This window comes from Mesorhizobium sp. USDA 4413 (assembly GCF_056280365.1).
Genome location: NZ_JBVPRP010000001.1, coordinates 1,815,983 through 1,830,986 on the forward strand (window position 1 = coordinate 1,815,983; position 15,004 = coordinate 1,830,986).

At 60.2% G+C, this 15,004-nt stretch carries 13 protein-coding genes; 8 read left to right on the top strand and 5 right to left on the bottom strand.

Annotated features, from left to right (window positions below; all coding sequences use genetic code 11):
- Positions 1-40 precede the first annotated feature (40 nt).
- Positions 41-400, bottom strand: a complete 360-nt coding sequence (locus ACVMIM_RS08845) for a lysozyme inhibitor LprI family protein (protein WP_476111626.1) — start codon at positions 398-400, stop codon at positions 41-43.
- A 311-nt stretch (positions 401-711) separates the two neighbouring features.
- Between ACVMIM_RS08845 and ACVMIM_RS08850 the strand changes: the two genes are divergently transcribed.
- From ACVMIM_RS08850 to ACVMIM_RS08860, 3 genes are all read left to right on the top strand, one after another.
- Positions 712-1,005: a hypothetical protein gene (locus tag ACVMIM_RS08850; RefSeq protein WP_476111627.1), complete on the top strand. Its 294-nt coding sequence runs from the start codon at positions 712-714 to the stop codon at positions 1,003-1,005.
- Between the two features lie 54 nt (positions 1,006-1,059).
- Positions 1,060-2,703, top strand: coding sequence for an alpha-keto acid decarboxylase family protein (locus ACVMIM_RS08855; protein ID WP_476111628.1), 1,644 nt, complete (start codon positions 1,060-1,062; stop codon positions 2,701-2,703).
- A gap of 194 nt (positions 2,704-2,897) precedes the next feature.
- Complete coding sequence (locus ACVMIM_RS08860) at positions 2,898-4,133, top strand: MFS transporter (RefSeq protein WP_476111629.1); 1,236 nt, start codon at positions 2,898-2,900, stop codon at positions 4,131-4,133.
- A gap of 162 nt (positions 4,134-4,295) precedes the next feature.
- Here the strand turns inward: ACVMIM_RS08860 and ACVMIM_RS08865 are convergent, their stop codons facing one another.
- Positions 4,296-6,014 (bottom strand): di-heme-cytochrome C peroxidase, encoded by a 1,719-nt coding sequence (locus tag ACVMIM_RS08865; protein WP_476111630.1) that lies wholly within the window; start codon positions 6,012-6,014, stop codon positions 4,296-4,298.
- A 155-nt stretch (positions 6,015-6,169) separates the two neighbouring features.
- Between ACVMIM_RS08865 and ACVMIM_RS08870 the strand changes: the two genes are divergently transcribed.
- The 3 genes from ACVMIM_RS08870 to ACVMIM_RS08880 all read left to right on the top strand — a co-directional run bounded on the left by ACVMIM_RS08870 (position 6,170) and on the right by ACVMIM_RS08880 (position 10,328).
- Positions 6,170-7,684, top strand: coding sequence for a DUF4331 family protein (locus ACVMIM_RS08870; RefSeq protein ID WP_476111631.1), 1,515 nt, complete (start codon positions 6,170-6,172; stop codon positions 7,682-7,684).
- A gap of 15 nt (positions 7,685-7,699) precedes the next feature.
- A complete protein-coding gene (locus ACVMIM_RS08875; RefSeq protein WP_476111632.1) occupies positions 7,700-8,764 on the top strand; it encodes a hypothetical protein in 1,065 nt (354 codons plus the stop codon).
- Between the two features lie 316 nt (positions 8,765-9,080).
- Complete coding sequence (locus tag ACVMIM_RS08880; protein ID WP_476111633.1) at positions 9,081-10,328, top strand: alpha/beta hydrolase family protein; 1,248 nt, start codon at positions 9,081-9,083, stop codon at positions 10,326-10,328.
- Positions 10,329-10,507: 179 nt separating this feature from the next.
- Here ACVMIM_RS08880 and ACVMIM_RS08885 read toward each other — a convergent pair whose 3' ends face one another.
- Both ACVMIM_RS08885 and ACVMIM_RS08890 read right to left on the bottom strand, forming a co-directional pair.
- Positions 10,508-11,266, bottom strand: coding sequence for a bestrophin-like domain (locus ACVMIM_RS08885; RefSeq protein WP_476117150.1), 759 nt, complete (start codon positions 11,264-11,266; stop codon positions 10,508-10,510).
- 320 nt (positions 11,267-11,586) lie between these two features.
- Positions 11,587-11,862, bottom strand: coding sequence for a hypothetical protein (locus tag ACVMIM_RS08890; protein ID WP_476111634.1), 276 nt, complete (start codon positions 11,860-11,862; stop codon positions 11,587-11,589).
- On the opposite strand from ACVMIM_RS08890, the gene ACVMIM_RS08895 reads away from it, so the two are divergent.
- Both ACVMIM_RS08895 and ACVMIM_RS08900 read left to right on the top strand, forming a co-directional pair.
- On the top strand, positions 11,842-12,732 hold the full coding sequence (locus ACVMIM_RS08895; RefSeq protein WP_476111635.1) for an ABC transporter ATP-binding protein: 891 nt from the start codon (positions 11,842-11,844) through the stop codon (positions 12,730-12,732). The genes ACVMIM_RS08890 and ACVMIM_RS08895 overlap by 21 nt on opposite strands.
- Positions 12,729-13,496 carry an ABC transporter ATP-binding protein gene (locus ACVMIM_RS08900; protein WP_476111636.1) on the top strand — a complete coding sequence of 256 codons (768 nt, stop codon included), beginning with the start codon at positions 12,729-12,731 and terminating at the stop codon, positions 13,494-13,496. Before ACVMIM_RS08895 ends, ACVMIM_RS08900 begins: the two co-directional genes overlap by 4 nt.
- A 647-nt stretch (positions 13,497-14,143) precedes the next feature.
- Here ACVMIM_RS08900 and ACVMIM_RS08905 read toward each other — a convergent pair.
- Positions 14,144-14,515, bottom strand: a complete 372-nt coding sequence (locus ACVMIM_RS08905; protein ID WP_476111637.1) for a cytochrome d ubiquinol oxidase subunit II — start codon at positions 14,513-14,515, stop codon at positions 14,144-14,146.
- Positions 14,516-15,004: the final 489 nt, after the last annotated feature.

The window sequence follows — 15,004 nt, forward strand, 5'->3', positions numbered from 1 at the left end:
CCCGAAGCCTTTCTGCTCGGCCCCTGGTCCCGCCGCGACGCTAAAGTCCCAGATTGCTCTTGACGTTCTTGAGGTACATCATCTGGTCCGTGTAGGCGCCGACGAGGCAGTCCACATTCGCACCGCAGGCGTTGCGACGGCGGAGGAACTGGCTTTGCGCAGCCTTCGCCTGCGAGACAGTTGCCGCCGGCGCGCCGCTTCCCGTGATGATGAAGTACATGCCGGCGGTCTGTTCATCGAGTCTGCTGAGATTGGCATTGGAGCAGATAGTCTGTTCAGCCGGCAGAAGCGCGTGTTGACAGTTGAAGGAGGCGGCATTCGCCCCTGCCGTCGAGATCAGTCCGGTTGAGAAGAGAAAAGTGTAGCGAAAGGCTATGAGCAACATATCGAGTCTTTGCACGGCTAATCTCCATTGTTAGAATTGTAGTGATCACGCACTTCGCGCCGGGTGAATGTCCTTCCGACGCCGTTTGTTTACAGAGCGTGGAAGGTCCGCTCGACCGTTGCATCTGAAGATAGATAGCGTTGTTGCTCTTGATCCATAACTCAAAATGCTTATCGGCGTATTGCCCATGATCGCAGACATGACTTGCGGTGGGAAGATAGTATTGTGTAATCCTACCAGGATCAGAACAAACCTGGCCTAGCGCTCCGCCATCTGTGAAAAGATTGCAGTGAGCTGGTCCACTGCTGGAGGCGCTGGCGGTGGGAATGCATCGCAAGCGCAGCGTACGGAATCTTACTGATGATGATGACAAGTCTCTGTTCGATTCATCTGTCGACGTGCCTTTGCGCCTGTCGTCAGCAGGATGGACGAGGCTGCGGCAGCAGCCTCGCTCATCCATTGCGGCGCATCGGCTCTATGAGGAGTGCCATCCGCAGCTTCAGTTCTATCCGACGGGCATCCTGGTCATGGGAGACGGAATTCTTCGCCAGGGACAGCAGCCAGTTCGTGCGCTCGGAAAGCCCTGGCCATCAGTCGAACGTCCGAACATCTCGGCCTAGGTCGATGAGCAGGACCTGTTCGGGGCCAGCAACATTGCGTCAAAGGAGGCAGCAATGACCCTTACTGTAGTCCAGCACGTGCTCGAGCGTCTCAAGGCGATCGGCATTTGCGATGTCTTCGGTGTTCCGGGCGACTACGCCTTCCCGGTCAACGACGCCATCTGCAACGATCCCGCCATGCGCTGGATCGGCTGCGCCAACGAGCTCAACGCGGCTTACGCCGCTGACGGCTATGCCCGCATCAAGGGCATGGCAGCGCTCTGCACCACCTATGGCGTCGGCGAGCTCAGCGCCATCAATGGCATTGCCGGCGCCTATGCCGAGCACCTGCCGATTTTCCACCTGGTCGGGGCACCGGGCATGGCCGTGCAGACGTCCCGCCGGGCCATGCATCACACGCTGGGCAACGGCGAATATGATCTGTTCCACCGCATGAGCGAGCCGGTGGTCTGCGCCCATGCGGTCATGACTCCGCAAAATGTTGCCTATGAGACCGAGCGGCTGATCGCCGAAGCGCTGTTCCACCGCCGGCCGGTCTACATGGTTTTCCCTGCCGATTATGCCAACCAGCCGGTGCTGGGCTCGGCCGAGCCGATCCGTGCACCTGGAAGCAATGCCGAAGCACTCGAAGCAGCCATCGCAGCGATCGTGGCCGCACTCGACAAGGCCGAGACGGCCTGCGTGCTGCCAGGCATCCTGATTGCGCGCAGCGGCCTCAAGGCTGCGATGCAAGCGGTCATCGACAAGTCTGGCCTGCCCTTCGCCACCATGTTCATGGACAAGTCCGTGCTCGATGAGCAGCAGGCGGGCTTCATGGGCATGTATGACGGAGCGATCATGAGCGAAGAGGTGCGCGGCTTCGTCGAAGGATGCGACCAGGTGCTGGCCATCGGCACGCTGGCGTCCGACTTCAACACCGGCGCCTTCACCGCTCGCCTCGACCCAGCCAGGACTATCTCCATCGGCCATCATCATGTCCATGTCGGCGGCAAGACCTACGCCAATATCGAGCTGGGGGGCGTGCTTGGGGCGCTGTCGAAAAAGCTGACGAAGCGCAACTGGAGGCGCATTCCCGCCGTCTCGCTCGGCGCCAAATCGGGCAAGGGCAATGATCCGATCACCGTGGAGGCGCTTTATCCACGCTGGGCCGAGTTTCTGAAGCCCGACGACATCGTGATCGGCGAGACGGGCACGGCCTCGATGGGTCTTGGTTTCGCGCTGATACCGAAGGGCGCTACCTTTCATAATCAGACGCTCTGGGGCTCGATCGGCTGGGCGACGCCCGCCGCCGTAGGCGCCGCTGCGGCCGCACCCGACCGCCGCGTCGTGCTGGTCACCGGCGACGGTTCGCACCAGCTTACCGCGCAGGAGATCGGCCAGTTCGGCCGGCTGGGGCTGAAGCCGGTCGTCTTCGTGCTCAACAATGACGGCTACCTGATCGAGCGGCTGCTCTGCAAGGATCCGGAGATCGCCTACAACGACATCGCCCCATGGCGCTACACGGAGCTGCCGCATGCGCTTGGCTGCGACGGCTGGTTCACGGCCCGCGTCACCACCTGCGCGCAATTTGACGAAGCGTTGGAGCAAGCCGGCAAGGCAGACAGCGGTGTCTACATCGAGGTCGTCACCGATGCTTACGCCGCCTCGCCGCTCGCCATGAAGCTTCATGAGAGCATGGCGTCGCTCTACAAGGCTTGAGCACCATTGCTGGGTCGAGGACGTAATCGGCCCCGGCGACCGCCGGGCGACCGGCGGCCCATTCAATGGTAGCTTCGGATGGTGCTTTCCTGTCGTCCGGGATGAAAACGAAGGACTAACTTGACGATTTGGGACGAGCGGGCTTTCGAGCCAGTATTCCAAGTGAGCAGCGTGATCACGAGGGGAGAGAGCCAATGAAGCAGGACGTCGAGCTCAAGGCGTTGTTACCGCTCTACCTGGTGACCTTCATCGGGTTCTGCGGCTATTCGCTCATGATCACGCTGTTCATCCCAATGCTGATGGGAGACAACGGCTTTCTCGACCCCGGTACAACATCCGAGCGGCGAAGCATGGTGCTAGGCATGCTCTTGGCGGTTTATCCCCTCGGCCAGTTCCTGGGATCGCCGGTCATCGGCGCCCTGTCTGACCGTTATGGCCGCAGGCCTGTGCTCCTGGTCTCCCTGTTCGTCACGATGGCCGCCTACGTCCTGATCTCCCTTGGCATTGAGTGGCGTTCGCTCGCGATGCTCGCTGCTGGCTGTCTAGTCGGCGGCCTGGCCGAGTCCAACATCGCGGTTGCCCAGAGCGCCATATCGGACGTGACCGGACCGGACGAGCGTCCGCGCCTGTTCGCTTGGGTCTATTCCTCATCAAGTCTAGGCTATATCGCCGGCCCGGTCGCCGGCGGCCAGCTGGCGCTCTACCTCGGCTGGAGCTTGCCTTTCTGGCTAATGGCGCCGTTGCTTGCCGTAACCGTGCTCTGGACCTGGCTCAGTTTCCGCGAGACGCTGCCGCCGGGCACAGACCGGCAGTTCAAGGCGTTCGCGGCTCTCACCAATCTCGGCACGGTTTTCACAGACCGTCCGATCCGGCTGCTCTATCTGATCAACTTTCTGATCTATCTCGGTCTGTTCGGCTATTTCCGCATGGTGCTCGTCTACATGGTGGACCGCTGGCATACCACCGTGGACCAGACGACGCTGATCTATTCCGGCCTGGCAGTTATTTCGGCGATTGCCAGTTTTGGCGCGATGGCTCCCCTTGCAAAATTCTTCGGCCTTCATCGGCTGGCCGTCGCAGCCGCGGTCGCGGCGGGACTGGCTATGATGTCGGTGACCTTGCCGGCCGAGCTCTCGTCCATCTGGATTACCGGCGGGCTGGCAACCTTCATGGGAACGCTTGCGCTTGCTTCCTGCCCCACACTACTCGCCAATGCGGTTTCGGCCGAACGTCAAGGCCGCGTCATGGGCAACAACCAGGCGCTGCAGGTGGGCGCGGAATCGCTGAGTGCGATGATCGGCGGTGCGCTGGCCGGACTGTTTATTCCCCTGCCATTAATCGCATTCGGTCTGCTCCTAATAGCCGCCGGTTTCATGCTGGCAGCCATGCATCGATTGCATATGCTCGGCGTTCCTGAAGCTTCCATCTAATGGAGAGCTAAGCCAAGCCGACGAGCACGATCGTAAAGCGCGCTGACCGAACCAAAGGCGCCGACCCAACCTAAAGCTGACACGCTTGATGCCGGTGTTGGCCCGCATCAGTTCCAGTCAGGTGTTGTATCATTTCAAGAATTACGGGGCGTGCCCGCGGTTCTAAGGCGCAGCAGCCCGCTTGGCCCAATCCTTGTCGTCCTCGCAAGGCAAGCCACGACCCTTGTCGACTTTGGTCCGTGGATAATTCTCGTAGTTCGCCGATTTCAAATACTCGATCAATGCGTATTTATCATCGTCACTGAGCTTTGGACCGATCCGTCCGGCGCGTTGCGTGTCATCCGTCCACCAATGGCCTGTGTTCAGGTTGCCGGCAATCGAAGTCTCCAACATCATCGACCCTGGCGCATCGTCTTCGGTATAGCCCAAGTGGGCCGGGTCGTACTCGCGGCTGCCGAATCGAAAGCGGGCCGGCCGGGTATCGCTCAGAAGATCGAACACCGTCCGTACAGAGCCATTGTGAAGGAAAGGCGGTGTTGCCCATACTCCTATCAGCGGCCTGGCCTTGTAGCCGCAAGGCGCCTGAAATTGGACGTCGGCCTCCTGCTCTTCTTTGGGTGTGTTGAATTCCGCGTAGAGCTGCCGACGTATCGCGTTTATGGCAACGTCGAGCTCGACCGCTGTCGCGTTTTTGCTCATTCCCAGCTTGCTGGCGTCATAAGTGCGCCCGGCCCAATGCGTAGCTTGGTTGGGATCGGTCCCGATCTTGCTAAGTGGCACGACAACGACATCCCATAGCCCGTCCGGGGTTTCCCTGATCTGGTGACACCCGGCGCAATGATCGACGAAAAGGTCGCGCCCTTTCGCAGCCTTCGCTTCGTCGATCGGACCGAGGACTTCCGTTGGCCACGTGGGAGCTGTCAAGCGCTCGAGGGTCTTTTCCATCCAAAGGAGGTTGTCGAGCTGAACGGAGGTCTTCCAGCGCAACGGCTCCGGATTAAGCTCGCCGGTGTGGGGATCGATGATGTTCGTCCTGGCACGCACGCCGAGTGCTTCTCCGATGTTGCGCGAGGTCGAGTTTGGAGGCAGGAAACCGTTGAACTGCAGCCAGCTCAAACGCCATATGTCCCAGAGCTGCGGGTAGGTCACGGGCGCGTCGAGCGGTTGTGAGTTGGACGGTACGCCAAGATCACCTCCGAAAACTTGATTGCTGATGCCTTGCACCGCATCGTATCGCCCGCGGCCGGCTGCAACCGTGTGCAGCTCATAGAAGGAGGGACCGCCGCCGAGCGACTTGAATGCCTCTACGGCTTCTTCGAGGTCTCTGTCGATCCGGTCTGCCGGGTAACCGGACTTCACTGCATCGTTTCGGAATTCTACAAAGCGTGCCTTGTCGTGAGCCAGGGCAGAAACGGCTCCCAGCACGCGCCCGGCAAAGCCTGCCAGATCGATCATGGATTGGCCGCCATCGATCCGGACCGACGTTCCCCGGTATTCAATTTGACCGGTGTGGCAAGCAGCACACGAAAGACCAGCAATGGGGATTCCGCCGGTCCTAGCCGGATCGCTGATTGTGAAACCAATTGGCCAGCCGTAAGGATTTTTGGCGTCGTCCTTAACGCCGTCGTATAAAAAGCCCAAAGCGCTCAGCGCTTCCGGATCCATGATCCGGTCCCCGTTTGCATCTTTGAGCGCGTCGAGCCAGGCTGCAGGAATGAGGCGCGTGCCTTGATCCGTGAAATAGAAGCGATGCAGCGTCGCCTGGTCGATGTTCTGATCGAGACTGACCGACCGGGCTGGCGTGTCGCTCAGCGCGAAGGTGATTGATGAAGCCGACAGTGTGGCCGCCGCGACTAAAAGACATTGGAGCCTGCGTTTCATCTGGCCTCCGCTTTTGATTCCGAAAGTGGCGTTGTCGTGCGCTTCGCGCGAGCGGGTTTCCACGGGATGGCTTTATTCGCTCGAGAGGCATAGTATTTATAGTCTTCCAAGAGTACCTTGTTACTTCTTCGGGCGCAATCGCAGCGGAAACATCTATGTCGGATCATATCGATGGCCCACGGCAGATCGGAGATCCATCTGTTGATCTTACCGATCTATTCGCCTTCACGAGCCCGGAAGATCCGGCCCGTATGGTGTTTGCGGTGAATGCCTTTCCTTCCGCCGGAGCCACAGCTCTATTCTCGAATGCGTGCGATTATACCTTGTCGATCCGCCCCGCTGCCGTTGTGGGACTTGGCGCAGCGTCGAAATTCCGGACGTCGTCCGATGAGTACCGCTTCACTTGCCGATTTGAAGTCCTTGAGCCTGGACCGGATGGCAGACCGGTGCAGCACGGCACCTGCACCTTGCCAGGCGGCCAGCAACTGCGTTTCGCCGTTGATGACGAGGATGGCGCGAAAACAGACGATGGCGTCTTCAGAATTTTTGCCGGCTTGCGGTCGGATCCTTTTCTGCTCGCCTGGGTCGTAGGCAAGGACTCGTTGACGCCATGTCCGAATCTGCTGCAGCACGACAATGTTCTGTCGATTGTCCTCGAGTTCGATACGCAGCGCGTTCTAAACCCGCAGAGCGGCTCATTGTTCGCCGCGGTGGCCGAGACAACTCCGGTGCCGTCACCGCCGGGTCTGCTTAATCTAAACCCCCATCGGTTCGATTGGATCGGCCGGCCGGAACAAACCAATCTGCGGCTGAACAATCCGGGATTAGTCGAAGCAGATGATCTCCGTGACCTGTGGAATCAGCAGACCCCGTTTGCAATCCGCGAAGAATTCAAACCGATTTTCCGACGGCGGCTGAAGGACAGTCTGGAGAATTACGACATGCGTGACGGCAAGGCCGACTGGAGCTCCGAGGAAATAGCGGCAAGCGTCGAGGTGTTCCTCGATGATTTCTTGCTGTTCGATGTGCATAAACCGATTACGGACACGAGCTTTCTCGAAATTGAAAAGAGTACGCTCAATGGCGTCGCTTATGAGACCGGCGGCGGCCGGACTATCGATACGCATGATTTCGATATCTTGCTCACCTGGTTGGTGAACCGAGACCGAGGTCCTTTCATGCAGGGCGGTGCGGCAAGCGCCACCAAAGCTGCGAGCAAATCCTTTCCCTACCTAGCCTCGCCCAATGCGCAACTGCAGACCGCGGTCACCACTGTGAACCTGCTGGCGTCGCCCGAACCGGTATGGGCGTTGATAGGCGACTTCGGTGGCATGTGGCATCCATTGATTGCCCACATAGACACTGCCGGTACCGGCATTGGGCAGGTGCGCACAATCGAAACGGTTGACGGAAAGCGTATCGTGGAGCGCTTGGAATCGATGGATCCTGGTCAAAGATCCTATGGCTACTCCTTGATCAGCGGGATCCCGGCCGCGGACTACACAGGGATGCTCGACGTGAAGCCGCACGGAACTGGCTGTTCGGTGCAGTGGCGTATCCAGTATTGGGCGGATGGGCAGCCGGATGCTGTCGTGAAGGCGATTGTCACCACTTTGGAAAAGGTCGGTCTGGAAGGCTTGAAGGCGCGTTTCGGCTCGGCTGCACCTTGAGCAGACTGTTGGTCCATGATTGATCTTAAGCAAGCGACGCATGGCTCGATAGCCGCGCACAATCTCGAGGGCGCTCGCCTTCATGGCTGGGCCCGGTTCTGGCGAACACCAACCCAGTCTGCCGCGGCCGCTGCGCTCCTGGATCAGGAGTTGCTCACAGCCCAGTTTTGCGGCGACACGAGCGCCTTTGATCGTATGGAGACACTCGCGAATGAACTTCTACGAGTAGACCCCGAGGCGGCGGAGACATGGATGGTGCTTGCACAGGTGGCGAGCGCCACTCACCGATTTGGCGACGCAAGAGCAGCCCTGGCGCGAGGAGAGGCGCTTGGGGCGCTGCCAGAGAGCGTAGAGGGACTCTCCCTGGCGATCGACCAAGCTACCGGTACCGACATGGCGCGGCTTCTGTCGAGGCGGCGCGAGCGCGCCATCCGGCCCGGACTCTGGGAGGAGTTGGTTCCGCTCGGAGCACTGCTTGGCGATTTGGGCGAATTCGATGCGGCTGAACAAACCTTTCTTCGCGCTCTCCGGGAATACGGGGAAATATCGCCTTTTGCGCTTGCCTGGGCTTGCTTCGAACTCGGAGTGCTGTGGGGAGAGCGCCGTACGGAACCCTGCGCCGAACGCGCCGCTCAATGGTACAGGGTCGCTCTCCACTATCTGCCATGTTATGTGAAAGCCAGGGTGCATCTGGCGGAGATCCTGCTGGCCGAAGGGCAGACCAACGAGGCGGAATGTCTGTTGCGCGCCGTGCATTCGAGCAGCGACCCCGAAGTCCTTTGGCGCCTATCGGAAGTGGCGAAGGCAACGGAAGATCCTGCAGGTGCCGAAACCTTTATGACAGCCGCCCGAAGCGGGTTCGAATCGCTTCTAGGGAGACATCTCCTGGCCTTCGCTGATCATGGCGCCGAATTTTATCTGGCGGGTGGGGCGGATCCGGCTCGAGCTTTCGAACTTGCGCTCCTGAACTTTTCCAACCGCCAAACCACCCGTGCCTACAACCTGGTCTTACGGGCGGCTCGGTCGGCCGGGCAACCGGACTTTCACACAAGGCTTCGGCCAAGCCCGGCTGGAATGTGAGATGGGGCATCATATGCTGGACCGTCGAAGCTTTCTGATCATCTCCAGCAGTGCGGTCGTCGCGTTCGGCGCGAGGGCGAAGGCTGACAGTCTTGGGGCGCCACGGAGCAATTCCGCCCCATCACGCCGACCTGCGGGGGAGGTCGTGGAGATCCCGTTCGTTATCGAAGGATGGGGCGGGCAGGCGCCCAGATCCGACAGTCAGAACGTTGTTCGAATTCGGATCAACGCGTCCTGGCGGGCCGCTTGGCGCTAGTCACCTGACCACACCAGCAACGGAACGTGTTCCGGTATGCTGGGCCAAAGGAGCGAAGCCATGACCGAGAGTTCCCAATCTTCTGAAACCTATTCCCCGACCCAGTTTCTTTTCCCCACTGACGCACAGTTCTGGTTCGAAACGGTTCGCATGTTCGGCGCCGACGAATATGGTGCCGCTTCTTTTGGCGAAGTGCTGGCAACCAGCGCTCGAATAAGGGCGGGAGATTATGAGAGCTGGTACGAGCAGTGGAATGGCATCGCTGATCGTATTGCGCTCGAAGCCGACGGACAGCTTCGGCGAAACCACCGCGTCAGTGCCCGCGACAGCTATCTTCGCGCATGCAGCTACTACCGGTCCTCGGAATTCTTCCTGCACGCAAATCCGAAGGACCCGCGTGTTATTAGGGCATATGAATGTTCGGTCGCTTGTTACAAAGCCGCCGCCGCATTGTATGAAGTTCCTATCGAGCCTGTTGAAATTCCCTACGAGAAAACGACCCTTCCTGGTTATTTTCATCGGGTCGACAGTAAGATTCGTCCGCTGCTCATCCTTCATACTGGCTTTGACGGTTCAGCCGAGGAGAAGCATTGGAGCGGTGCGCGTGCGGCGGTCGAGCGCGGCTACCACGTTCTTTGCTTTGATGGACCGGGACAATCCGGGCCGCTGCACCGGGAAGGCCTGACTTTTCGGCCGGACTGGGAGAAGGTCCTAACGCCCGTGGTTGACTTTGTGCTGGGTCTGCCCGGCGTTGACCCAAAGCGAATCGCCCTTCGAGGCGACAGCATGGGCGGGTATCTCGCGCCCCGTGCTGCCGCTTTCGAGCATCGTATCGCAGCCCTAATCGCGAATGACGGCGTGTACGACTACGCCGCGCCTTACTTCGCGGGCCTGCCTGAGGCACAGCGCAATGCTGCGCTCGGCGCGCTGAAATCGGGAGCATCTTCGCGTGTCGATGAGGTCCTGCAGATAGCCATGGAGAAGTCTCCCGTGGCTCGTTGGTCGATCACGCACGGCATGTGGTGCTTCGGTGCATCCAGCCCAAGTGAGTACCTTCACAAGGCGCTCGCCTTCACGCTGGATGGTGGTATTGCCGAGCGGATCCGTTGTCCGACCCTGGTATGCGATGCGGAAGGGGATCTCTTTTTCAAGGGGCAACCGGAACAGCTCTACCAGCATTTGACCTGCGACAAGATGCTGATGAGCTTCAGTATTCATGACGGTGCTGGCGCTCATTGTGAGGCCGGTGCAGGTCGCTTCTCGAATGCACGCATGTACGACTGGCTGGACGAAACGCTCGGTCTATAAGACGTCCTTACTCGACGCCTCCTGACGAAGGCGCATCCACATAATCGTGTTGGAGCTACATAAACGACGGGTCCTGCGGGTCAGGTTCGACTTCTGGTCCACCGCCATCGACTGTCCGTTGGGCTATCACCGGCGTAGAATGGGAGCGCCGAGGACCGCAGGAGACGCTGGCGTGCTAGTCAGCGCAACATGTCGGCGAGTGCAAGGCGCATCGAGGTACTTGGGATTCCAAAAATGCCGCCATACGGCAGGTCAAGGTCGAGAATCACAAACATCACGCTCGCGACAGAGACGACGGCGATTGCCATGACGAAGATCGACAGTGAGTTTCGCGGGGCCTGGAGGCCAAAACTCAGGAACATCAATGTCAGCCAAAACGTCAGTACGCCGGCAAATGGCTCGGAAACCGTTCCCCGGGCGTCTTCGATAACAGCCCAACGCGAAGCCGTGACGTTGGAGAAAATCTCCTTGCACCGAATTGCGACCGACTGATGCAGCGAATCCTGCGGTTGCAATGCCGCTAGCGAAAGCCCGATTCCGCGCATAATCCCTGTGAGCGCTGAAGCCTCGCCGACGAGCGGAAAGTTGGACGTGTCGGGATACGCAACTCCTTCCGGCCTGGGCTCTTGGGGCCATGTGCTGGCAATGACCGCGGCTGTGTAGCCATGCAGCTGTTGGCGTTGCGCGGCAAGCTCGGAGCCGTAGTCTTGCATGCAACCGTCGAGCTGCGTGAGAGCTGCGGCGTAATTGTTTCGGTCACGATAGGCCGAATTGTAGGAGCTGGTTTCCGAGGCCAGAAGCAAGCTCATGACGAGAGCGGCAAAGGTGACCAAGAGCGCTGTCACGTTGCGCAAGAAATCGACCGATTCGCTGCTGCGATGCGGCGCGGGAAGCCTCACTCGCAAGAAAGCGCCCACCATTGCGCTGGCAACCAGCACGGCAAGCAATAGTGATGTCCAAAGGATTTCTCGGCTCATGGCAACCAATTGAACTTAGACGCGACCGGGTTGGCTGAATTGCCACAAATGATCAGGCTAGGTGTTCAGCATGGCTCCAATTCTGGCCCAATGTCGAGAACTTCTCACCGTGTACTACAAGATCTCTTCCGAGCAGCACAAACAGAAGATTGGGAAATTAGTCTCGCCCCCTGAGTGGCAATAGGGGCTGAATGGACAGGATCACATATCGAAGGGTGCCGGTCTTCTGAGGGAAAGTTCGGAGCCTCGCAGGTCCGCTTCTGGGTCGTGTTTAAACGCCCTCAAAGCTCGATGCCGGGTATCTGCAGGCAGACATAGCGCCAGCAGATCCTGCGCGCGCGCTCAAGATCCTCTTCTTCATACTCACCGGCATTCTGCCAGAAGAAGCCGTCGATGAGGGCCGCGATGCCATCGACGATATCGTCGACCTGGTCTGCCGGGACCAGTGGCTGCGCAATCTCTCGGTCGACTACAATCTGCCGATCGGCACGGCGCCCGCATTGCGCAACGTGTCGCTGGACATTCAGAAGGGCGAGATGCTCGGACTTGTCGGCCAATCCGGCAGCGGCAAATCGACGGTCGCCTTCGCGCTGATGGGCCTGCTCGCCAACAATGCCACGGTGACCTCAGGCACCGCCACCATCGAAGGCAGGGAGTTCGACCTGACCAAGCCTAATGCGACGGCGCCCTTGCGCGGTCGGGGCATGGCGATGATCTTCCAGGATCCGATGTTGTCGCTCAACCCGGTTTTCACCATCGGCACGCAACTGATCGAGGTGCTGCGCCGGCGCGCGCCCGACAGCGACCGCAAGACCCGGATCGCGCGGGCCGAGGATGCGCTTGCGAAGGTGAAGCTCAGCAATCCGAAGCAGCGGATGAACCAGTATCCGCATGAACTCTCTGGCGGTATGCGCCAGCGCGTGGTGATCGCCATGGCGCTGCTGTCGGAACCGGCATTGCTGATCGCGGACGAACCGACCACGGCCCTCGATGTCACCGTCGAGGCGCAGATCATGCGCGAGATCATCGGCCTGCGCGACCGCATCGGCTGCGCGGTGCTTCTGATCACGCACAGTCTGGGATTGGTCACCGAGCATTGCGACCGCATTTCGGTGCTTTATGCCGGCGAGCGGCTGGAGAGCGGTTCGGTGCGGGACGTCCAGCGTCGGCCCGGCCATCCCTACACGCGCATGCTGTTCGACTGCGAAATCCCGATCGATCGCGAGCGTCATGCCGATGCCGCGCAGAACCGCTTCACCGTCATTGCCGGGGAATTGCCCGACCCCCGCAGGCGGCCGCCCGGCTGCATCTTCAACGGCCGCTGCGACGTCTCGTTCGCGGATTGCGCGAAGGTGGTTCCCGGCGACTATCCCGTTGCCGGCAACGCGGCGCATGGCGCCCGCTGTCTTCGGCTGGTGACGCCATGACCGACGCGATCACAGTTCTTGACGCGCGGCTGCGCTTCGGCGAGACGGCGGCGCTGGAGAGCGTCTCGGTTTCGATCCCGCAGGGGACATGCTTCGGCATCGTCGGCGAATCCGGATCCGGCAAGACGACACTGATGCGGGCGATGCTCGGCTTGCAGCGACTGGACGCGGGCGAAATCCGCATCCTCGGCACTCCTTTGCAGCAGGGGCGCGCCGCGCTCAGGCAGCGCGCCCGCATCGTCCAGCCGATCTTCCAGGAGCCAGCCGCCTCGTTGTCGCCGCGCAGCCGCATCCGCGCGCTGATGAACGAGGTCGGCACGGTGCTGAAAGAACCGCATGCGGCGACGCATGAGCGCCTGCTCGTCATCCTGAAACGGCTCGGCCTGCCCGACAGTGTCATCGACAAATACCCGCATGAGATCAGTGGCGGGCAGGCGAGGCGGGTGGCGATCGCTCGCGCGCTCTTGATGAAGCCCTCCATCCTCATCGCGGACGAGCCGACCGCGGGCCTAGACGTCTCCGTTCAGGGCGATCTGCTCAACCTTTTGCAGGACATCAGGCGCGCCGAAAACATCACGCTTGTCGTCATCAGCCACAATCTGGCAGTTGTGCGGCTGATCGCGGAAAATGCCATCGTGATGCGCGCAGGCAGGGTGGTTGAGGGCGGCGAGGTTGGACCGTTGTTCGCTTCGCCTCGACAACCTTACACCCGCGAACTGTTCGCAGCCTGGCCGAGCTTGGCTTCGAACAACAAGGGCCGCTGAGCGGAAGGCCATGCGCAAAGAAATTGCAAGAGCAGGCAACGGCGAGAGATTGGCGCGTAGATAGTCGATGAGCTGGCCTTCGCGGCCAGGCACCGCCTTGGGTAAGTCGCCTTCGAACATAAGGAAACAGCAGCGATCCACCACCAGAGATTTGTTTAAGCGAAGTCAGGACGCTTACGGCCTCCCTTGAAAGAGGTACGCGGTACGGCCGTCGCATTTTTCATGCTTGGGGAGAAGAGGGGATGGTGCCAGAGGCGGAATCTAAAGTGAGAAAAAACCTGTTTTTCGCTCAGACACTTAGGACAAGGTCAACCTCAGTTGCGACCAACAGAAATACCAACAAAATATTTCTGTGGATAGGTTCGGTCCCGAATAGGACCTATCAGTTCCGCAACCGTGGCTCTAAGGTCCAGGGACAGCAGCATTCACTCCGGGACCGGCAACGGCGTGTCACTCAAGGTCCGAAGTTCAGCAGCTAGGTTTGCTCGTTGGTTCTCTTCCCCGCAGGCCCGGGCCAATCATGCCTGTCAGGCATGCGGTTTATCGAAGTCGCCAGTTGAGTTCGGTTATCGGCAATCCTTCGAGATGGAAGGCCTCTTGCGGGTTCACTGCCTTCGGCCCCTCGTACGATCCTGTGCGGTGGACCGTCAGTGATAGCCGATGTCCGCCTTCACCTTGCCGCGGCATCCGGTGTACATGAGGATGACCGGCAGAAGAAACAGCGTGCCCACCGCGAGGAACGCCTGCATGCTCGGTGCCGAAGCGGCATCCCATAGCGCGTAGACATGCGGCACGATCATCGGCCAAAGGCTGATCGCGATGCCGAGATAGGAGATCAGGAACAGACCGATGGCGGCGCTGAACGGCGTCATTTCGGAGCTGTTGTTGAGCGAGCGCCATTCCAGCCAGCCTAGTAGGGCTGTCACCAAGGGAATAGGCGAAAGGAAGAACAAATTGGGCCAGGAGAACCATCGCGCGGCAATTCCGGCATTCGCCAGTGGCGTCCATGCGCTCACCATTACGAGGCCGCGAAGACACCGAGGAAGCACCAGCGTCCAGGCCGGCGCGCCCGCGCCTGCAACTCGCCCCCCGTTTCCAGCACCAGCCATCCGGCGCCAACCCGCCGGCTCAAGGGTGACGCCTGGAGACAACCCCGCGACGAGACAAAATGGAGAGGAAGCGGCCAGACCAGTCCAGGCCGGAGCGCGTATAGGCGCGCGCCTCTCCGCCGCCCACCGCGACGAGAATGCGGTAGCCATCGTATTCGTGGATCCAGCGATCGCCGGCAGGAACTGTGTCCACCGGTTTTGCGAGCTGGACCGGCCGGGAGGCAGGTGGCGCGAGATTGGCCGCGCCGCGCGGGGCTGGCTTCGCAGGGCGGTTGGAAGACACTTCGATTGTGGGCCGACGCGACGCTGACTTACTCAACCCTCACCCTCACCAAATACAACTCTCCGATAGGTCATTCGCAATCCGCAGCCTATTCTGGAGTTTCGCTGCGGCGGTAT

What these genes read in the sequence shown, in the direction of transcription:
- ACVMIM_RS08850 (WP_476111627.1), top strand. Translation starts at nt 712, where the DNA reads ATGCATCGCAAGCGCAGCGTACGGAATCTTACTGATGATGATGACAAG.
- ACVMIM_RS08855 (WP_476111628.1), top strand. Translation starts at nt 1,060, where the DNA reads ATGACCCTTACTGTAGTCCAGCACGTGCTCGAGCGTCTCAAGGCGATC.
- ACVMIM_RS08860 (WP_476111629.1), top strand. Translation starts at nt 2,898, where the DNA reads ATGAAGCAGGACGTCGAGCTCAAGGCGTTGTTACCGCTCTACCTGGTG.
- ACVMIM_RS08870 (WP_476111631.1), top strand. Translation starts at nt 6,170, where the DNA reads ATGTCGGATCATATCGATGGCCCACGGCAGATCGGAGATCCATCTGTT.
- ACVMIM_RS08895 (WP_476111635.1), top strand. Translation starts at nt 11,842, where the DNA reads ATGCTCGGACTTGTCGGCCAATCCGGCAGCGGCAAATCGACGGTCGCC.
- ACVMIM_RS08880 (WP_476111633.1), top strand. Translation starts at nt 9,081, where the DNA reads ATGACCGAGAGTTCCCAATCTTCTGAAACCTATTCCCCGACCCAGTTT.
- ACVMIM_RS08875 (WP_476111632.1), top strand. Translation starts at nt 7,700, where the DNA reads ATGATTGATCTTAAGCAAGCGACGCATGGCTCGATAGCCGCGCACAAT.
- ACVMIM_RS08905 (WP_476111637.1), bottom strand. Translation starts at nt 14,515, where the DNA reads ATGGTGAGCGCATGGACGCCACTGGCGAATGCCGGAATTGCCGCGCGA.
- ACVMIM_RS08900 (WP_476111636.1), top strand. Translation starts at nt 12,729, where the DNA reads ATGACCGACGCGATCACAGTTCTTGACGCGCGGCTGCGCTTCGGCGAG.
- ACVMIM_RS08865 (WP_476111630.1), bottom strand. Translation starts at nt 6,014, where the DNA reads ATGAAACGCAGGCTCCAATGTCTTTTAGTCGCGGCGGCCACACTGTCG.